This window comes from Algoriphagus antarcticus (genome assembly GCF_002150685.1).
In the GTDB taxonomy this organism is placed as follows: Bacteria; Bacteroidota; Bacteroidia; order Cytophagales; family Cyclobacteriaceae; genus Algoriphagus; species Algoriphagus antarcticus.
The window spans coordinates 55,833-74,884 of the sequence record NZ_MSSW01000056.1 but is presented as its reverse complement, the minus strand read 5'-3'; the positions used below and the strand labels follow the sequence as shown (position 1 = coordinate 74,884).

Genomic DNA, 19,052 nt, shown 5'->3' with positions numbered 1-19,052 from the left:
ATATAACCTAAATCGAGCCCAATACTCTTGAATCAACAACTCATGAACTTACTCTGTTGTTCTACACGCAGACAGAATATTAAAATTAAATCGCCGATCATCTTTGAGAACGTTAAAAAAATCCTCCATGTAATTATTCATAAACTTAATCTCGTGTGAAGGTACCAAATCCGCTAGCTGCTCTATCTCAGCATAAAGCAAAGTTTCCTTTGCCAAAAACTCATCTCGAATTGTTTTCATCATCAGTTCATCCCTGCAAAAACCTCTATACAATCTCTGGCTGACGGTCTCTATATCTACCAGATTGCTCACCTGAGCGTACGGTGGCAAAACCATCCCTGTCATATCAAAATCATACGCTAGCGGAACTACAGTCTTAGAATCCAGTTTCAGAATTTTCATATTGTGCTGGTACATACTAGACCAGTCCGTATTGCCGATCATATATTGAAACAAATCATGTCTAATAGCCGCGGAATCCTCCAAAACAGTCCCCACAATCTTCGTATTTTCCATAATCTCTCCACCAAATCGCTCTGCAACTTTATCATCATCTTCAATCAAAAAACCCAATAAAGACTCCACTTCGCCCTTTTTATCGTCTTCATTCACAAAATTGATCCGAATCATACGAGTTTGAAAAGTGTACTCACTCACTTGTTCATAGAGTTGGTAACAGAGATATTCCTTCACTATGTAGGAATCAGCATTTTTTGCCTTGGAGCAGGGAAAAACAATTTTCATATTCCTATTCCCATCAAAAATATTACCCTTGCCTTCCTTCTTTTTGAGGCGCATCCGAATAGGCGGGTAGTAGCAATTTTCCTTACGGAAATTACCCCTCACTCTCAGTCCTACATCCAGCGTATCAAGTGCGCCTTTCGAGTCTTTATAGATCAGAAATGAATCCATAAAAGTCGAATCATTGGTGTCGCTCCGTAGCTTCTTCACAGAAAACTTCATTGTGATTTCCAGGATTTCCTCCGAATCAAAAAGTAGTTCTTCTTGCTGCGCAAATGCAGAGAGGCCTAAAAAACCTATAATAAAAAACAGAGACAAAAACTTTTTCATATTCCTTCCATTTTAACTTCAAAAAATGCAGTAAAACTAAGTCGATAAGATTATTTCAATCGAGACAATCTAATTTAACTATTCTAAGCTATGAATTTCCAGGAATGAAATATTACTACACAAATACCCCTATTCCATGAGTTTATCCTAATTCTGTTTTGGCTGAAAAAATGATGCTGCCAATTTATCACCGAGTGAAGTCGCAGTAGGGTTACTCAGCAAAGTCGAAGGACTAAAGTTCGGTGACCGTTACGTTCTTAAATTCTACCTCCGCACCTTCTGCTTGCAAAGCAATTTTTCCGCGCGTAGCAGTGGCGTTGAAACCATCATTGACCAAATCACCGTTCAACCAGACGGTGACCTTATCAGCATCACATAGGATTTTGATGTGATTCCATTCCCCAAGTGGCTTTTCAGAATCATCTGTCAGATTCTTAATTCTTCTTTCCTTCTTTCCATTTACTCCCCAATTCTCCTTTGGCCCTCGACGTGCTTCCATCTCCTCCACTTCGATATTTTGCTCAATACACCAGAAATCCCCCGCATTACTGTGCATTAGTTGTACTTCGATAGACTTTGGAAACATGTCGTACAAGGCTCTCGGCGTAGATGCATGAACCAATATTCCACAGTTCCCAGGCTTTCCAGCAAATCGATAATCAAGTTCAAGGGTGTAATTATCATACTCAGCGTCAGTGATTAGATGTCCTTGGGGAGTGCCCAAACTCACCAAAAGCCCATCACGAATGATAAATGGAATTCTCATCGAACTATCAGCTTCCAAATCAGGAACGTCCATATGCCAGCCATCCAGACTTTTTCCATCGAAGAGATTGATGGTTTGACTTTGTGCAAAAAAAGTGAACAGGACAAAAAGCAACAGTAAGGAAATTCTTCTCATGATTTTGGGATATAGTTTAAGAGTGGTTAAGCTAAAAAGAATCTATAACTTCTAACCAATTCCTTCAAACAGATTTTTGATCTACTAGTTCAAGCATCATTGACGCCATGCAGATCTCCTGACCTGGATCTTGCATAATGAAGTCTTCAGAATACCTGCCTGGTTTTCAATGACGGTTTACTTAGCAGTCAGAAGACTGCAATGAGTTACGGCACATCCGCAACCTCTCACTTTTTACTTTTTACAGGTTTCTGAAAACTGGTCACTGAATACTACTTAACCCTCGCTTCCCAAATCCTCATAAAAAGCATATGAGCCATTCTTCTAGCATGCTCCTTGGCATAATTGGCGTTTTCTCCTTCGAAATATTTATCCAAGGTCTCAAACCAAAGCTCCAACCAATTCCCAAAGTGCGCCTGCTCGATGCTATTGTCCACCTCAGCATCCACCTGACGATGAACACGCACTGGATTAAAATTACCCGCTCCTGGGCCACTTTGCAGTAAAATCATCTCCCAGAAATCACTCAGGTGGATCAAATGCGTATCCCAATCTTTGACAACTCCGTTGAAAATAGGCCCTAGCGTGTCATGCTTACGTATTTGATCATAAAATCGTCGCACCAAAAAATCAACCTCTTTCCTCGATTTAATATCAATCTTATCCATTTCACTTATTTTAAAATTGGCTCCAGAACTTCCAATTTACCATCAATATTCTCAGGAACCGGAAGCCCAAGAATCTTACATATCAAGGGATACACATGGATATTCTGAAAAGTTTCAATTTCCAATCCAGGTTTGAATGCTGGTCCATTAGCATAAAAGACAGCATGCATTTCCTTATAGGCTGGGCTAAATCCATGTTCTCCAAATGTATTCGTACCCAAAGTGGCTGCATTCTCCTTGATCTTTGCAATCGCAGATTCCCAAGCTAGGTAATAATATCTGTCAGGAATAATCAAAATATCACCAATCCTATCCTTGTACATCAAATCCTGATAATTCTCCTTATCATCCACGTCTGTGATATGTATGGGCAAATCTGATTTTTCTAGTGCTTTGATCACTTTTTCCTTGTCATTCTGATCCTCCAAATACAAGTGCGCCAAGGCTCCACTATTCACTATTCTCGCAGGGATATCTTTGGTCAATTCACTCAAATTGATGAAGTGATCCACTGGAATATCCATCATCCCATGGTCTGATACGATAATCACATTTATATCCAGCTCATAGCTTTTCAAGCCTTCAAACAGCGCTCCCAACTCATGGTCAAGCTTGGTTAACCTTCTAGATAACTGCTCATCGTTAGTTGGCCCGTAGCGATGACCGACATCATCCATATCAGAAAAATACATGGTAATCAACCGCGGGCGCTCTGGTTCTGGTAATTCCAGCCACTTGAACACTTCTGTCACTCTAGTCATATTACTCACCCCTCCGTCATAATCATGGTAGTAGCTTGGACGTACTCCTTGGATATCAGCTTCTGAGCCTACAAAAAAATAACTGGCAGCAACCATGTTATTTTGCTCTGCAAGTACCCAAAGTGGCGTTCCTCCATACCAAGTCCCGTCCTGCACAAGCTCCTTTTTACCGATTCCATAGGTCTGATCCTTCTTTGGATCGTAAAAAGAATTATCCACCAACCCATGATGCTCAGGCTTCAAGCCTGTAGCAATCGTATAGTGATTTGGAAAAGTCTTACTGGGAAAAGAAGGCATCATACTTTCAGCTTTCACACCAGAGTCGATAAATCGGCTGAGATTCTCTGGCTTAAATCGCTCTACATAATCATATCTGAATCCATCCAGAGAAATCAAGATTACTATTGGTTCTTTCTTTTCTTGGGAAAAAGCAAAAGTAGAAAATGCAAAAACAGCAAGCAGCAGTAGAGAATTGAATCTTTTCATGAGATACCTTTTCCCAAAAATACCTGCTGGAGCTTTGGCAAGCAATCCAATCGTCACTAATAACAGTTTTATAAAGCCTAGATGTCTACTTCATCCTATTTTTTGAAATAAGAATGATCTTCCAACCAGTCTTTCAATCGATCAGGCCAGTGATTGATACTTACAAACTCGGAGCGATAGCCCATGTTGAATGCGTGCTCATCTTTGGAAAACAAATGCATCTCTACATCAGCTCCCGCTTCTCGATAGGCAATCATAGTATTCACAATAGTACTTGAGCAACATTCATCCTTATTTGATGCCACAAGGAAAACTGGCGGAGCGTCGTTGGCTACAGCATCCGGAGTTCCAAGTGGGCCAGGGTACACCTGAATCTGGAAATTAGGCTGAGCAGCAAATCGTTCTATGGGATCGCTCGCATTTACATCTCCTGGATTAGCATCATATACCACCCAATTGACCACTTCTCCACCCGCAGAGAAACCCATAATCCCAATTCGCTCGGAGTCTATCGCCCACTTTTCAGCATTGGATCGCACCAATCTCATCGCACGGATCACATCTTGAGTCGGGTGCTCTTCGGTGTACGGAGAACCTTCTTCCCTGAAAAGTCTATACTTTAAAACGCCAACGGCCACCCCAAGCTCATTGAGGAATTTGGCGGGTGCTACTCCTTCCCCATTATAACCCAGATTTCTAAATCCTCCGCCAGGGCACACTAGAATAAAGCTTCCATTTGGTTTCTCTGGCTTGAAAAGCGTGATGCTTGGATTGTGAATGTTCCTCACCCACCAGTCTTGTGCTTGTTCAGGCTCATCTTTTCTAGACTCAAAACCAGGAGCTCCATTCTCCCAGAGATAGATTTTCTCCTGATTTTTTTGAGCGAATACAAAACATGGTAAAAATAGAATTATGCAAAGAAGAAGATTTCTCATGCTCATTTTAGTTTGAATAGGTTAAATAGGCTCTTGCTCAAAAGACGTCATCAAACTCCCAAATTCTATGAAATCAATACCAAACGAATTCTTTGCCTCCGCAAAATCGGGAATAATATGCCATATACAAATCTGTGATCATCCCTATTTCGCCCCAAATCGACATGGTACATGAATTGAGACTGGGTAGCTTATCAAACAAACAATGATATGAAAACGACCAACAAATTTGTGATGGCTGCACTAATCGCCACGACTTCTCTGGGTGCTGTGAGTTGTAAATCAAGTAACGCAGTGAAAGGTGGAGCAATAGGCGGATCTGCAGGCGGATTACTAGGCGGAGTGATTGCCGGCAAGGACAATACTGCTGTAGGCGTATTGATCGGCTCGGCAATCGGAGGATCTGCTGGCGCGCTCATCGGTAATCAAATGGACAAAGCAGCAGATGAATTACAAAGAGATCTGGAAGGTGCTACCGTAGAGAGAGTTGGTGAAGGCATCAAAATCACCTTTGATTCTGGTCTGATGTTCCCAGTGGACAAATCCGAATTGAGTGATGTATCCAAGCAAAATTTGATGGAGCTGGCTGCTACATTGAAAAAGTATGAGGAGACTAACGTGCTTATCGAAGGCCATACTGATAATACTGGCGCAGAGGATTACAACATGGATTTGTCCAGAAGAAGAGCATATTCTGTTGAAGATTATTTGACAAGCAATGGTATTGCCAAGAAGAGAATGGAAATCACAGCTTATGGTGAGATGCAACCTGCTGCTACTAACGACACCGATGCAGGCCGTCAGGAAAATCGAAGAGTAGAAGTGGCCATCTATGCGAATAAGAAAATGCAAAAAATGGCTGAAAAAGGAGAACTTGGAGAATTGTAATACAACTTACAGCTCTTATAAATATCAAGAAGGTGACCGCTATGGTCACCTTTTTTCTTGAAATACATCAGACCGCAACATTCACAGAGTTGATTCCTGTACATTTCTCGGAGTTGTATCCCGCGATAATTTTGGCTAATGCGCTCTGCTTCGCGTACTTATTTACTGGTTCTGCTTCAGCAAGTTTTGGCTAAAATGACGTCTATGATAATCACGCCACAATGCATTTCAAAAATTTATTCGCATCAAAAAGTCTGTCTGCAACTCGTCTCCAAATGGAAAAGGATGAGAGCTGAATACGTTCAACCCATTCTTTTCGTAGAATTTGATCGCTCGAATATTCTTTTCCCAAACACCCAACCAGAGATATTTTTTTCTATTCAGCCTCGCAAAATTGATTGTATGAGTTAGCAAAATCTTACCTAAACCTAAACCAACGTACTTTTCAAGAAAATATAACCGAGCCACTTCGAGACTTGAATTATCGTGAAGATCAGTCTGAGCAGGAACAAAATTTACTTTTGCGTACCCTGCAAGATCTCCATCCACTTCTAGGAGGAAAAAAACAGAAGCTGGATTTTCAAGTTCCTCGGCAAACTGTTCTTCTGTAAACGCCTCTTCGAGGTAAGCATTTACGTTTTCAATTTTATTTCCATCGGTAAAAGCTTGAATAAAAGATATTCTTGCCATTTCCAACAAAGAACTCAGGTCAGCAAAATTGGCCTTTCTGATCAAATAGGGCATGCAGTAATGTGTTAAAGTGAAATATCCATTTCAGGAGTCTTTCTTTTTCATTGCAAATTTAATTTGATTTCTCTTCTTTAACTTGAATTGAGCTCTTTTCCTTTAAGAAATAAACTTCTAGCCCGACCGTTACTACTTTCTACAACTAACTTTCAATTGGCGATAAGTTGCCTCACCCGTTCTTCAATCTCATCTGCTTTCACTTTAGCATCCTGCATTGGAATACCTATACCTAAACCCGGCCGCAAATGACCTGTAGAAGTAAGCCAAGCATCTCGAAGCAAAGCTTGGCGCCTTGCGATTAGACTTAAGATATCCTCACCGTTTGCAAAAGAAGCAATTGCCTCCTGGATATCATCGAAGACTTTGACTTCCAATTCTCCAAGGCTGAGTAAAATCTCTTTTGCCATTAGCCAATGCCCGGTTTCTGCTGGATGTACTCCATCTTTTGCCAAATAATATGCACTATCCAACTCACGCTGATCTTCCAGATACTTGCGCATCGGCCAGTGAATATCAATCACTTTCCAATTATCCGTATACCTTCGAGACAGCAACCAATCTGAATAATTATCCAACACATTGGCATAGGCAGTACCTTTTTTCGGATCATAAACGGGTGGCGTAATGAAAATTGCTTCTGCGCCAATTTCAGTAATCTTAGCATCCAGCCAGTCGATACCATCCTTGTATTTTTGAAATCTCTCTTCATCCAATGGCAAGTAAATCCCGTCATTCATCCCGTAATTCACAAAGACCAAGTCAGGTTTAATTTGCGCAAATACCCGATCCAGTCGCTCATGTAAATCTGGTCTCGGAAAAGCTCCATTGGCATGATTATCCTCAGATAGGCCAGAAACTGTCTCACTTGGCAGACCCATATTGATCCATTCTAAGTCACGATCCGGATGTTTTAATCTATAATAAGTCTCCACGTAGCTGATGTATTGCCCTGAATAGGTGATACTATTCCCTAAAAAAACAACTCGGTGAACATCGGCCGGGATGGTATAGTCGGTTTGAGAAAGAGCAGAGACATGTGAAACTAATAAGAGCATGAAAACTAGGGCTACTCGAATCATGACTGGAGTTTTGGTATAAAACATGTATTAAATCTCAAGGTAGGCAGATTATAATGCACTCTGACAAATTCTCCGTTCTTGAAATCTTCATTTGTACGCATCGTCAGCGCAGCCTATCTTCACTGTCAATTGCCTCCAATAGGCATAGTTTTAAATATATTTTGAATAAAAGAAATGGCTTCAGGAATATTTGCATTGCTCGATGACATCGCCACTCTGATGGATGACGTAGCAGTAATGAGTAAAGTAGCAGCGAAGAAAACTGCTGGGATTTTGGGTGATGATCTTGCCGTGAATGCAGAGAAAGCTTCAGGCTTTGTTTCCGATAGAGAAATCCCCGTCCTGTGGGCAATCACCAAAGGATCAATGCTTAATAAGGTCATTATTCTTCCCTTTGCATTTTTGCTCAGCGCTTTTGTCCCTGCGGCTGTTACAATTATCCTGATACTCGGTGGACTTTACCTTGCCTACGAAGGCGCAGAGAAAATTTACGAATACATAGTTCCTCATAAACATACCCAAACGGTAATCCTCGAAGAGGACATCACGGAAGAAGAGATTCTTCGCCGGGAAAAAGAAAAGATCAAATCAGCGGTAGTAACTGACTTCATTTTGTCTGTAGAGATCGTGATTATTGCTTTGGGAACGGTAGTAAACGAACCTATTTTAGAGCAAATCCTAGTCGTGTCCGTCATTGCACTATTGGCTACAGTTGGAGTCTATGGCATAGTGGCATTGATAGTACGAATGGATGAGTTTGGCTATAAGCTGATCGCCATAAACGACAGAAAAGATAGTTTTTCAGATAAAGTTGGGCTACTGTTAGTGAATGCACTTCCTAAAATCATCAAAGCCATGGGCTTCATCGGCACTATAGCTTTACTATTGGTCTCTGGCGGAATTTTCGTTCATAACATTGATTTTTTCCACCATCTTTTCCCTTCAATACCTGCTATCATTACTGAATTCCTTGTTGGTTTGGTGATCGGTTTTATTGTTTTTGGGATTCTGGAATTGGGGAAAAAGATCTTCAAAAAGAAACATACTTGAGTTAGTACTTAGCAAACAGGGATAAAGAACTGGTTAATTCCAGCTTCTTGAGAAGCAGTAGAATTGACCACTTTGTAAAATCCTGCTTTCACACTTTCGTTTAAAATTACTTTCTCAAAAAAGGTACTTGCATTCCATTCTTTCCATTTCCTAAAAGCTTCTAGGCAAATAGCTGAGAATTAATGGCGCTAGTGATTATATTATGGTTCTTCAATCAAAGTTCTATAAATGAAAACCGCTACTCACTTTTCGGCTATCTTGGCCTTGCAGTTTCTTTTCTTTTCTTTCACTGCTCATGCTCAAGAGAAAAAATCTGAAGAAACCTCCCACTTCTTTTCCTCAAACTATCAAATGCCTGTCTTCGAACAGGATCAGCGAGCTGAGAAGATCAAAGAAATCTTGCCAGAACTAGAAGCTCTGATGGCTAAATATGCCAAGGACAATCATATTCCGGGAATTGCCTATGGCATAGTAGTGGACAATGAATTGGTGTTAGCATCTTCTACTGGCTTGCTCGATGTAGCTGAAAATATTCCCGCTCAAACCACTTCTGCCTTTCGTATTGCTTCGATGACAAAGAGCTTTACGGCAATGGCTATCCTTAAGCTAAGAGATGAGGGAAAGTTGCTCCTTAGCGACCCTGCTTCCAAATACATTCCGGAGATGTCAAAACTCCACTACCTGACCGAAGACGCTCCGATCATTGATATTGAAAATCTCTTGACTATGACAGCCGGATTTCCAGAGGACAATCCTTGGGGAGACCGTCAACTGAATGAATCTGACCAAATGCTCCTGAATTTGATTAGCGAAGGCATTTCTTTCTCCAATGCACCATCGCTTCAATACGAATACAGCAATACTGGCTATGCTATCCTCGGTCATATTATCTCCACAGTTTCAGGGCAACCTTACCAAGAATATATCAACGAGAACATTTTGCTGCCTTTAGAAATGGCTCATACCTATTGGGAAATCGATAACGTCCCTGAAAACCAATTAGCTCTTGGCTATCGCTGGGAAGATGAGCAGTGGAAACAGGAACCTATGCTACATGATGGTGCTTTTGGCGCTATGGGTGGCTTGATTACTTCCATTGAGGATTTCAGCAAGTATGTAAGGTTCCATTTATCTGCATGGCCACCTCGAAATGGAACTGAAACTGGCCCTATCGAACGTAGCTCTCTGCGGGAAATGCAAACCCCGCAATTTCCTAGGTTAAACACAAATGGAGATTGTGCTATCATGAGCGGCTATGGATTTGGTTTGGGTATTTACCAAAACTGTAATGGAACCAAATGGGTGTCTCACGGAGGAGCATTACCGGGATTTGGAAGCAATTACAGATTCTATCCAGAATATGGTGTTGGGATTATGGCATTCTGCAACCTGACTTATACTACTCCATGGCCCCTTGCGAAGATTGAAGCGTTGCTTTATGAAAAAGGTGTGATGGAGCCGAGAAAACTACCCGTTTCTGATATTTTGGAAAAGCGAAAAAACCAGCTGGTAATGCTAATTCAGACTGGAAACAAATACCTTGAGGAGTCCATTTTAGCCGAAAACTTCTTTTTGGATCGCTCGAAGGAACATCGCTTCGCAGAATATAAAGCTATTTTGGAACAGGCTGGAGAAATCAAAAATGTCTCGCCTCTAAAACCTGAAAATCAACTTCGGGGCAGCTTCCAGCTAGAAGGAGAGAATGGTGATGTGGAGATCTTCTTTACGCTGACTCCCGAGAAAGACCCAAAAGTCCAGCAACTCGATGTAAATTTTAAAGAGAAATAGAAAGCCAAAAAAGGTTGATTATATGCCATAGAAATGAGGAAGGATACCGGTGGATAAACCAAGAAAACCACCTTAGCCAAAAAAAATGTTAGGGCAATCTTACAGGAGTATTATTCTATCACATAATTTGGCAGGTACTCAAGCCTCTTTAACTTTATTAAGGAATTACTGAATTTAGGCAGGAAAATAAATTAAGTCCAATAATGACAACTCATGAGTCATTTACCCAATTGGCGCTTTCGTTCCCAGGAACTGAAAGTGCCCCACACTTTGACAGAACAGCCTTCAGAGTGATAAAAAAGCGGACATTCGCTACTCTTAATGAGAAATCCAAAACGGCGAATCTGGTACTTTCCTTGGATGAGCAAATGGCATTTTGCGAATTCAACAACGAGGCTATTTATCCAGTTCCCAATAAATGGGGAGAAAAAGGATGGACGACTTTTGACCTTCAAAAAGTCTCCAAGGATGTACTTTTCGAAGCTTTGAATTCTGCCTATTCGGATGTAATCAACCAGAATAGAAAATCGCGCTAGTAGTAAACATTTACGCATTCATATTTCTTTAACTTTAAGCTTAAGACCTAGAGAAATAAGAGATAATGCCTTCATCGACTAGAAAGAACATCCAAACCCAAAGTTCCAAAGAGTTTACTGGAATCACTTTAAAAGAACCTGCTAAATATGCAGGTGGCTTTATTGGGGTAAAAGTGGCTTTGCAGCATACGTTCAAAGAGATGGGAGTAATCAAGTCTTTACAGACACTTTCCCACATGAACCAAAAGACTGGTTTTGATTGTCCAGGCTGCGCTTGGCCAGACCCTGAAAACCGATCCAACTTAGGCGAATACTGCGAAAATGGCGCTAAGGCTTTAGCTGAAGAAGCCACTTCGAAAGTGGTGGATAATGCTTTTTTCTCCAACTATTCGGTGCAGGAAATTTCCCGATGGTCCGATTATAAAATTGGAAAAAGTGGCCGGCTAGTCGCTCCTATGATCCTTAAGTCCTACTCAAACCACTACGAAGAATGTACCTGGGAGGAAGCTTTCAGAGTCATCGCAGATCATCTTCATGCACTCGATAATCCCGACCAAGCTATATTCTACACTTCTGGTAGATCAAGTAACGAAGCTGCATTTCTCTACGGACTTTTTGCGAGAGCTTTTGGCACGAATAATATGCCCGACTGCTCCAATATGTGCCATGAATCCAGCGGAATCGGGCTATCTGAAACTTTAGGAATAGGCAAAGGCTCTGTGAAATTGGAAGACTTTGACAAAGCTTAAGTAATCATTGTCATGGGTCAAAATCCAGGGACAAATCATCCTAGAATGCTTTCTGCATTGGAAAAATGTAAGAGCAACGGTGGAAAAATCATCAGTATCAATCCTCTTCATGAAGCTGGGTTGATCAGATTCCGTAATCCTCAAGAAATCAGCGGAATGTTGCTTAATGGCCACGGATTGACAGACATTTTTCTTCAGGTGAAAATCAATCAGGATGTCGCACTTTTGAAACTGATTGAGAAAAAACTCGCAGTAAAGGACAAAGCAAGTGGTAATGTGTTCGATCATGAATTCATTGAGAAATATACCGAAGGGTACGAATCACTATTAGCACATCTGGAAGCACATTCTGAACAGGAATTACTAGAAATGTGCGGCGTAGAAGAGAAACTCATTGACGAAGCAGTAGCTCTTTTAGCCAAGAAAAGTAAAATCATCATCTGCTGGGCGATGGGTCTGACTCAGCATAAAAATGGTGTGGAAAACATCAAGGAATGCGTTAATCTACTTTTACTGAAAGGAAGCCTGGGCAAACCAGGAGCTGGCACTTGTCCTGTCCGTGGCCACAGCAACGTGCAGGGAGATCGAACCGTTGGCATAATGCATTATGTATCGAAAGATCTGAATGCCGCAATCAAAAAAACCTTTGGCTTCGATGCGCCAGCTCATGAAGGAGTAGATGTGGTCAAAGCTATTCCGGCCATGTACGAGGGAAAAGCTAAAATCTTCATAGGCTTGGGAGGCAACTTTGCATCCGCCGCTTCTGATACAGAATACACCGCCAAAGCACTTCAAAACTGTGATCTCACCGTTCAGATAAGCACTAAGCTAAACCGAAGTCATTTGATCACTGGCAAAACCGCATTGATTTTACCCACACTTGGCCGGTCTGATAAGGATATTAAAGACGGTGAGCAAAGACACTTTACAGTAGAAAACAGCATGGGAATAGTCCATCAATCCAAGGGTTTTCTTGATCCTATTTCTGATGACATCAAAAGTGAGCCTGAGATAGTAGCTGGTATTGCTTCTGCCTATTTCAAAGGAAATCATCCAGTAAAGTGGAAACTTCTCGGTTCGGACTACAATTTATTAAGAGAAAAATTGGGCGAAGTAATCGCTGGATTCAAAGACATGAATACTAAGTCTAAAGGATCTGGATATTACTTACCCAATAATGTGAGGGACTTGGATTTCAGCAAACTCCCAAATCAAAAAGCTCAGTTCAGCAATACCGAACTCCCAATTCACAACCTGAAAGAAAACGAATATCTATTAATGAGTATTAGATCCCATGATCAGTTCAACACCACGATCTATGGTCTTAACGATCGATACAGAGGCATTCACAATGAACGTCGGGTTCTCTTTATGAACGAATCCGATATGGCTCGGGAGAATCTCAATAAAATGGATGTAGTCAATATCATGAGTAATTATGATGGTCAAGAGCGCAAAGTCTATCAGTTTTTAGTCATACCCTACCATATCCCAAAAGGAAATCTAGCAGCCTATTTCCCGGAAACAAATCCGTTAATCCCGATTCATGAATACGCTGACAAAAGCAATACTCCGATTAGCAAGTCTGTGCGGGTGAGCGTGGAGAGGGCATAGCTTGATGTGAAAAGTAAGTGGTAAAAAGTAAGAAGTAAGTTTTGAAACGTGCTGTATATTGGGCAACGCACTTTTGTTGGTAACCACAAAAAGATTTTTTCCAATCTTCACTAATACATTAAACTTTTCACCTCTTACTACTTACAAAACTTACCACCTACAAAATTTACTTTTTCACATGAAATCCATTTCGTAGAAAACTGGAATAGCTCACCACTACAGGTTAGAATTAAAAAAGATAATTGCTATTTTAAGCCATATTTAAAATCATTTTTAGGCAAAATCCGAATTATCCAAAATAACCTTAACCTATTCCCATGGAATCGAGCATGTCGTATGCGACACACAGAGAGATGATAATTCTACAATGCGAGATTCCATGTGACCATCAAAAAACAATTATAAACACATGAAATCCAAACAATGGAAAATGCTGGTGCTTGCTGTCGTAATCATGACAGTGGGTGCTTTCCTATTTTTATTCAAAGACAACAAAGTTGAACCTACGCTAGCGGGCATCCCTTTCGTCTTTTGGACTGGTTTGCTGGTGAGCATTTTAGTGGTATTTGCTACATTTTTGGGATCGAAGTTTTTTCCATTTGAAGATCCTAAGAAGCAATGATTGGATGGTTAATTTTCTTCTTTACGCTATTTCTGGCGATGCTGGGATATGCGTCCTATCGCTCTTATAGCAAAGAAAGAACCTCAGACGACTTCATCTTTGCGGGCTCAAACATCGGAACCATACTAGGTTTTCTGACATTCTCAGCCGCATTATTCTCCGCCTTCACCTTTATGGGCATGCCGGATTTCTTCCGAACTCACGGTGTTGGCGCATGGATTTTCCTCGCCTTTTCAGATGCACTGATGGTCTTTTTCCTGATTTGGTTTGGCTATGCATTACGAAAGCGAGCTTCTATCAATGGGTACAAAGGAGTTGCCGGACTGATGAAATCTTGTTATCAGACTTCGTTCGCAGGGTATTTGGTGTTCGCGAGTGCCTTTCTCTTTTTGATTCCTTACGTCGCTATTCAAATAAGAGGAATCTCCATCTTTTTAGATGCCGCTTTTCCAGATATGCTCCCTTACTGGTCTTGGTCGGCACTGTTGGTATTCATCATGTTGATATACTCAGAGATTGGCGGTTTAAAAGCGATAGTCTATAGCGATGCAATTCAAGGAGTGATCATGCTGACGGTAATTTGGATTATCGGGATGACTTGTTTGCAAATGGCTGGAGGACTGGAAGCTGGATTGGCAAAAGTATCCGAAACCAATGCTGACTTGCTCACACTCCCTGGCCCAAAAGGCCTTTTCACTTCGCCGTTCCTGATCGCTTCTGCTATAGCAATTGTGTTGATTCCAGTTTCTCAGCCTCAATTCACCACTCGTTTAGTGGTGATGAAAAACCTGAAATCCGTGCATAGAATGGCTTATGCGGTCGGGATTTTCGCGATTCTGGTCATATTGCCGACAGCCTTCATCGGGCTTTATGGAGCGATCAAATATCCCGATGCGAGTACTGCAGATTTTCTTACCAACGCACTTTTGTTTGATCAGGCAGTTCCGGTAGCCGCATTGGCCGTAGTTGGTTTATTCGCCGCCTGCCTTTCTACTACCAATGCCCAGATTTTCGCCTTGGGAACAGAGCTTCGATCTCTTCTTTCTGGCTCCGACAAATCCAATATGCGTATCACAAAGATTTCGATCCTTGTTTTCTCGCTTATCGTTTTGGTATTTTCCACTTACATGAGCGATGAATTGGTATTGCTAGCCCGTGTGAGTTTTGCAGGCACATCCATGATTGCCCCAGTGGTTTTGGGAGCAGTAATATTCAAAAACCCTCCCAAAGAACTAATCTGGCTTTCTACATTAGCACTAGCTACTTTCGTATTATCACTTATAGGAATCGTTCCTTCTATCATCGCAGGGTATCCTCTGGATTTCTTGATGTATTGCGTACTCTTTGTTCTTACTTTCATCTTGATGCTTCGCCATCATTTGACTCAAAAAACTACTCATGAAGCTTGATTCAAACATTTCAATAAATCAATTGGAACAGCCTCTCAAACGATTTTGGGAGCTTTCGGGAGAAAAAATTCTACAAATAGAAAAGTCTTTTGACCCAAAAAATGGAGCCCCGGTTTTCACTGAAAAAGGTAAATACGTAACTCGTGGCTGGACAGAATGGACTCAGGGCTTTCAATACGGCTCTGCAATTCTTCAATTTGACGCCACAGGAGATCAGCAATTTTTGAAAATCGGTAGAGAGAATACACTGAGCAAAATGGCTCCCCATCTCACACATACGGGCGTCCATGATCATGGATTCAACAATGTCAGCACCTACGGAAATTTGCTACGACTCATCAAAGAAGGAAAAATAGAAGGTACTGATTGGGAGAAAAACTTCTACGACCTAGCTTTAAAAGTAAGCGGAGCCGTGCAGGCAATGAGATGGACTACAACTCGAGATGGCGGCTTTATTTATTCCTTCAATGGGCCGCATTCGCTTTTCGTGGATACGATCCGTTCCTGCCGTTCGCTGGTAGTTTCTCATGGATTAGGCCACGTATTGCAGGGAGAAAATGACAAACGAATCTCGCTTATTCAGCGAGCGATCCAGCATGTCCTGAGTACAGTCCGCTATTCTATTTTCTATGGAAAAGGCAGAGACACGTACGATGTATCCGGCAGAACTGCCCACGAAATCATCTTCAATACCAATGATGGAAATTACCGTTGTCCAAATTCTCAGCAAGGTTATACAGGCTTCAGTACCTGGACTCGTGGCTTGGCTTGGGCCATTTGCGGACTGGGTGAAACGCTCGAAATTCTAGATAAAATTGATGAGAACGACTATTCGGCTGTCATTTCTAAAGAAGATCTCGTCGCAGAACTTACCAAAGCTGCTATCGCAACTACAGAATTTTACCTCAGCAATACGCCAACTGACGGCATTCCTTATTGGGATACAGGAGCACCGGGATTGACAAAGATGGGAGACTATCTCAATGAGAAATCAGATCCTTTCAATGCTTATGAACCAATCGATTCTTCCGCTGCATGCATCACTGCACAAGGTCTTATCAGAATTGGGAATTGGCTGAAAGATTCAGATCCTGTACCATCAGAAAAGTATATTAAAGCAGGAATTCAGGTCGCCGAAAACCTTTTCTCTGAACCGTATTTATCTACTGACCCAGCGCATCAGGGATTGATTTTGCATTCTATCTATCATCAACCAAATGGCTGGGATTACCGTCCCGACCCAAATAAAGCTCCTTACGGTGAATCCTGTATGTGGGGTGATTATCATGCTCGGGAACTGGCTTTGCTCCTGCAACGAATGCAAAAAGACGAAGCTTATTACAGCTTTTTTAACTGCGTAAGTCGATGAGTTTAGGGAAATACAAATCGCAATACCCGAGAGTGGCGCAGTTAAAAACTGCCGAAAAACTCCGAGAACATCTAGATCAGGAAGGAATAGACTTAGAATTTGATGAAAATCTTAATTCAGGTGAAAACTCTCCTTTTGCGAAAACTCATCAACTACGCTCTGGAAATAAGATCGGAAATGCTTTCTGCATCTTGCCTATGGAAGGATGGGATGGTACTACCGACGGCAAACCTTCAGAACTCACCAAAAGACGCTGGAAGAACTTTGCGATTTCGGGAGCGAAGTTATTGTGGGGCTGCGAGGCAGTAGCCGTTCAGCCTGCTGGCAGAGCCAATCCCAATCAACTTATAATGAATGAGGAGAATCTGGATGACTTTGAAGAGTTGTACCAGCTGGTGGAGCGCGAGCACAAAACAGCTTTTGGAAACTCCGATGGTTTGCTCACCGGCTTACAGCTTACTCATTCAGGCAGATTTTGCAAGCCAAACAGCAAAACCAAGATGGAGCCCAAAATCCTTTATTCCCATCCAGTTTTGAATAAGAAGTTCGGTTTGGCGGAAGATTATCCGTTGATGACAGATGGAGAAATATCTGAGTTGATCGACGACTATGTGATCGCTGCCGTTCGTGCGCAGAAGACCGGATACAAGTTCGTTGACATCAAACATTGTCATGGGTATTTGGGACATGAGTTTCTAAGTGCTTATGACCGTGACGGGAAATACGGTAAATCACTAGAAAACCGCACTCGCTTTATTCGAGAGATCGTAGCGGGAATCAGAGCCGAAGCTCCGGGATTGGACATTGGTGTTCGCATGAGCATTTTCGACTGGATGCCTTTCAAACAGGGCCCAGAAGGAACGGGAATTCCAGCAACCGAGGGTCCTTATAAATACGCTTTTGGTGGAAATGAAACTGGCTTAGAAGTGGATCTGAGCGAATCATTTCAATTTCTCAAGGAACTGGAAAAACTCGATATAGAATTGCTTTGCACTACAGCTGGCAGTCCCTATTACAATCCGCATATTCAACGTCCAGCACTGTTCCCACCATCAGATGGCTATATGCCACCGGAAGATCCACTGCATGGAGTTGCTCGCCAAATAGCTGCGGTAAGTGAGGTAAAGAAAGCTTTTCCTAATTTCTATGCAGTAGGTTCAGGATACTCCTATCTACAGGAGTGGCTACCAAATATCGCTCAAAACGTACTGAAAGCAGGAAAAGCAGATTCTATTGGTTTGGGAAGAATGGTATTGAGCTATCCGGAATTACCGGCGGATGTCCTAGAAGGAACTCCTATGAAGCGCGCGAAAATCTGCCGAACATTCTCAGATTGCACCACTGCTCCTAGAAATGGGATGATTTCAGGCTGTTTTCCACTGGATCCTTTTTACAAAAAAATGGAAATACACGAAACACTAAAAACCATCAAAGCATCATGAGTCGAGTAGCATTAATCACCGGGGGATCACGCGGAATAGGTTTGGGTATCGCCAAAAAACTCGCAGAAGAGGGCTTTAATCTGGCAATCAATGGCGTTCGTGAAGAGGCAAGTGTGAGAGAGGCTCTGGAAAGCTTGAGGTCTTTAGGTGCTCGGGTGGAATACCTTCAGGGAAATATTGCTTCTCGCGAAGATCGCGAATCGATCATTTCAGGGTTAATAGCCAAGTTTGGTAAAATCGACGTACTCGTTAACAATGCAGGTGTGGCACCAAGAACCAGAAGTGATATTTTCGATATCACGGAAGAGGATTTCGATCACCTGATGGATATCAACCTGCGCGGCACTTTTTTCCTAACTCAAGCTATCGCAAAATGGATGGCAGAACTCAAGATGAACAAACCTGATTCTGACATCTCCATCGTAACTATCACCTCAATATCTGCCGAAGTGGCCTCCACCACTCGCGCTTCGTACTGCATGTCAAAATCCGCGCTCTCCATGCTTTCCAAAGTCTTGGCTGTGAAAATGGCTGAGTTTGGGATTCCTGTTTATGAGATTCGACCTGGAGTAATAGAAACTGATATGATCGAGAAAGTCCGCGAGACGTATCATCAAGGCGTGAAAAACGGAATGACGCTAGAACCGAGAATGGGCGTTCCAGAGGACATCGGAAAAGTCGTTGCAGCTTTGGTTAAGGGAGATTTGCCCTATTCTACTGGGCAGGTCATTTCGGTGGATGGGGGTATGACTATCGCGAGGATGTAAGAGAATTATACTTTTATCCAGATTGGTTACAGTAGCTGTATTCTCTTTGCATTACTTAGCCTAAATCCTAGAGTGGGGCTTATTTTATCATGCTCTTATCTCTTTACTGATTAATTTACAGGAATAAATAATTCTTAATTGAAAAACAATTGGGAATTGCCTAATGAAGC

Annotated in this window: 16 protein-coding genes and 1 pseudogene; 10 read left to right on the top strand and 7 right to left on the bottom strand. The window is 41.8% G+C overall.

The annotated features are described in order from the left end of the window. Positions 1-48 precede the first annotated feature (48 nt). The 5 genes from BVH04_RS18170 to BVH04_RS18150 all read right to left on the bottom strand — a co-directional run bounded on the left by BVH04_RS18170 (position 49) and on the right by BVH04_RS18150 (position 4,822). Positions 49-1,071: a hypothetical protein gene (locus tag BVH04_RS18170; protein ID WP_086542889.1), complete on the bottom strand. Its 1,023-nt coding sequence runs from the start codon at positions 1,069-1,071 to the stop codon at positions 49-51. A 232-nt stretch (positions 1,072-1,303) separates the two neighbouring features. After that, positions 1,304-1,972: a 3-keto-disaccharide hydrolase gene (locus BVH04_RS18165; protein ID WP_086542888.1), complete on the bottom strand. Its 669-nt coding sequence runs from the start codon at positions 1,970-1,972 to the stop codon at positions 1,304-1,306. A 272-nt stretch (positions 1,973-2,244) separates the two neighbouring features. After that, on the bottom strand, positions 2,245-2,640 hold the full coding sequence (locus BVH04_RS18160; protein ID WP_086542887.1) for a group III truncated hemoglobin: 396 nt from the start codon (positions 2,638-2,640) through the stop codon (positions 2,245-2,247). A gap of 5 nt (positions 2,641-2,645) precedes the next feature. After that, entirely contained in the window at positions 2,646-3,887 is a 1,242-nt protein-coding gene (locus BVH04_RS18155; RefSeq protein ID WP_086542911.1) for an alkaline phosphatase family protein, read from the bottom strand. Between the two features lie 95 nt (positions 3,888-3,982). Continuing rightward, complete coding sequence (locus BVH04_RS18150; protein ID WP_086542910.1) at positions 3,983-4,822, bottom strand: alpha/beta hydrolase; 840 nt, start codon at positions 4,820-4,822, stop codon at positions 3,983-3,985. A gap of 210 nt (positions 4,823-5,032) precedes the next feature. Between BVH04_RS18150 and BVH04_RS18145 the strand changes: the two genes are divergently transcribed. Then, the gene (locus tag BVH04_RS18145) at positions 5,033-5,710 is read left to right on the top strand and encodes an OmpA family protein (RefSeq protein ID WP_086542886.1); all 678 of its coding nucleotides are present in this window, start codon (positions 5,033-5,035) and stop codon (positions 5,708-5,710) included. Between the two features lie 228 nt (positions 5,711-5,938). Here BVH04_RS18145 and BVH04_RS18140 read toward each other — a convergent pair whose 3' ends face one another. Then, positions 5,939-6,454 carry a GNAT family N-acetyltransferase gene (locus BVH04_RS18140; RefSeq protein WP_086542885.1) on the bottom strand — a complete coding sequence of 172 codons (516 nt, stop codon included), beginning with the start codon at positions 6,452-6,454 and terminating at the stop codon, positions 5,939-5,941. Between the two features lie 152 nt (positions 6,455-6,606). Next, a complete protein-coding gene (locus BVH04_RS18135) occupies positions 6,607-7,536 on the bottom strand; it encodes an SGNH/GDSL hydrolase family protein (protein ID WP_086542909.1) in 930 nt (309 codons plus the stop codon). A gap of 174 nt (positions 7,537-7,710) precedes the next feature. Here BVH04_RS18135 and BVH04_RS18130 point away from each other — a divergent pair, with 174 nt between their 5' ends. From BVH04_RS18130 to BVH04_RS18090, 9 genes and pseudogenes are all read left to right on the top strand, one after another. Beyond that, complete coding sequence (locus BVH04_RS18130) at positions 7,711-8,586, top strand: DUF808 domain-containing protein (protein ID WP_086542884.1); 876 nt, start codon at positions 7,711-7,713, stop codon at positions 8,584-8,586. 228 nt (positions 8,587-8,814) lie between these two features. After that, positions 8,815-10,374 carry a serine hydrolase domain-containing protein gene (locus BVH04_RS18125; protein ID WP_086542883.1) on the top strand — a complete coding sequence of 520 codons (1,560 nt, stop codon included), beginning with the start codon at positions 8,815-8,817 and terminating at the stop codon, positions 10,372-10,374. A 203-nt stretch (positions 10,375-10,577) separates the two neighbouring features. Next, a complete protein-coding gene (locus tag BVH04_RS18120; RefSeq protein ID WP_086542882.1) occupies positions 10,578-10,910 on the top strand; it encodes an MmcQ/YjbR family DNA-binding protein in 333 nt (110 codons plus the stop codon). A 65-nt stretch (positions 10,911-10,975) separates the two neighbouring features. Then, positions 10,976-13,273 (top strand): annotated as a pseudogene (locus tag BVH04_RS18115) (FdhF/YdeP family oxidoreductase). Between the two features lie 409 nt (positions 13,274-13,682). Further along, positions 13,683-13,895: a hypothetical protein gene (locus tag BVH04_RS18110; protein ID WP_086542881.1), complete on the top strand. Its 213-nt coding sequence runs from the start codon at positions 13,683-13,685 to the stop codon at positions 13,893-13,895. Continuing rightward, positions 13,892-15,304 (top strand): sodium:solute symporter family protein, encoded by a 1,413-nt coding sequence (locus BVH04_RS18105; RefSeq protein WP_086542880.1) that lies wholly within the window; start codon positions 13,892-13,894, stop codon positions 15,302-15,304. The genes BVH04_RS18110 and BVH04_RS18105 overlap by 4 nt, the downstream gene beginning before the upstream one ends. Beyond that, on the top strand, positions 15,294-16,673 hold the full coding sequence (locus tag BVH04_RS18100; protein ID WP_086542879.1) for a glycoside hydrolase family 88 protein: 1,380 nt from the start codon (positions 15,294-15,296) through the stop codon (positions 16,671-16,673). Before BVH04_RS18105 ends, BVH04_RS18100 begins: the two co-directional genes overlap by 11 nt. Beyond that, positions 16,670-18,115, top strand: a complete 1,446-nt coding sequence (locus BVH04_RS18095) for an oxidoreductase (RefSeq protein ID WP_086542878.1) — start codon at positions 16,670-16,672, stop codon at positions 18,113-18,115. Before BVH04_RS18100 ends, BVH04_RS18095 begins: the two co-directional genes overlap by 4 nt. Further along, positions 18,112-18,882 carry a 3-ketoacyl-ACP reductase gene (locus BVH04_RS18090; RefSeq protein ID WP_086542877.1) on the top strand — a complete coding sequence of 257 codons (771 nt, stop codon included), beginning with the start codon at positions 18,112-18,114 and terminating at the stop codon, positions 18,880-18,882. The genes BVH04_RS18095 and BVH04_RS18090 overlap by 4 nt, the downstream gene beginning before the upstream one ends. Positions 18,883-19,052 lie beyond the last annotated feature (170 nt).

What these genes read in the sequence shown, in the direction of transcription:
- BVH04_RS18125 (WP_086542883.1), top strand. Translation starts at nt 8,815, where the DNA reads ATGAAAACCGCTACTCACTTTTCGGCTATCTTGGCCTTGCAGTTTCTT.
- BVH04_RS18170 (WP_086542889.1), bottom strand. Translation starts at nt 1,071, where the DNA reads ATGAAAAAGTTTTTGTCTCTGTTTTTTATTATAGGTTTTTTAGGCCTC.
- BVH04_RS18120 (WP_086542882.1), top strand. Translation starts at nt 10,578, where the DNA reads ATGACAACTCATGAGTCATTTACCCAATTGGCGCTTTCGTTCCCAGGA.
- BVH04_RS18090 (WP_086542877.1), top strand. Translation starts at nt 18,112, where the DNA reads ATGAGTCGAGTAGCATTAATCACCGGGGGATCACGCGGAATAGGTTTG.
- BVH04_RS18140 (WP_086542885.1), bottom strand. Translation starts at nt 6,454, where the DNA reads ATGCCCTATTTGATCAGAAAGGCCAATTTTGCTGACCTGAGTTCTTTG.
- BVH04_RS18145 (WP_086542886.1), top strand. Translation starts at nt 5,033, where the DNA reads ATGAAAACGACCAACAAATTTGTGATGGCTGCACTAATCGCCACGACT.
- BVH04_RS18160 (WP_086542887.1), bottom strand. Translation starts at nt 2,640, where the DNA reads ATGGATAAGATTGATATTAAATCGAGGAAAGAGGTTGATTTTTTGGTG.
- BVH04_RS18130 (WP_086542884.1), top strand. Translation starts at nt 7,711, where the DNA reads ATGGCTTCAGGAATATTTGCATTGCTCGATGACATCGCCACTCTGATG.
- BVH04_RS18110 (WP_086542881.1), top strand. Translation starts at nt 13,683, where the DNA reads ATGAAATCCAAACAATGGAAAATGCTGGTGCTTGCTGTCGTAATCATG.
- BVH04_RS18135 (WP_086542909.1), bottom strand. Translation starts at nt 7,536, where the DNA reads ATGATTCGAGTAGCCCTAGTTTTCATGCTCTTATTAGTTTCACATGTC.
- BVH04_RS18105 (WP_086542880.1), top strand. Translation starts at nt 13,892, where the DNA reads ATGATTGGATGGTTAATTTTCTTCTTTACGCTATTTCTGGCGATGCTG.
- BVH04_RS18150 (WP_086542910.1), bottom strand. Translation starts at nt 4,822, where the DNA reads ATGAGAAATCTTCTTCTTTGCATAATTCTATTTTTACCATGTTTTGTA.
- BVH04_RS18095 (WP_086542878.1), top strand. Translation starts at nt 16,670, where the DNA reads ATGAGTTTAGGGAAATACAAATCGCAATACCCGAGAGTGGCGCAGTTA.
- BVH04_RS18100 (WP_086542879.1), top strand. Translation starts at nt 15,294, where the DNA reads ATGAAGCTTGATTCAAACATTTCAATAAATCAATTGGAACAGCCTCTC.
- BVH04_RS18155 (WP_086542911.1), bottom strand. Translation starts at nt 3,887, where the DNA reads ATGAAAAGATTCAATTCTCTACTGCTGCTTGCTGTTTTTGCATTTTCT.
- BVH04_RS18165 (WP_086542888.1), bottom strand. Translation starts at nt 1,972, where the DNA reads ATGAGAAGAATTTCCTTACTGTTGCTTTTTGTCCTGTTCACTTTTTTT.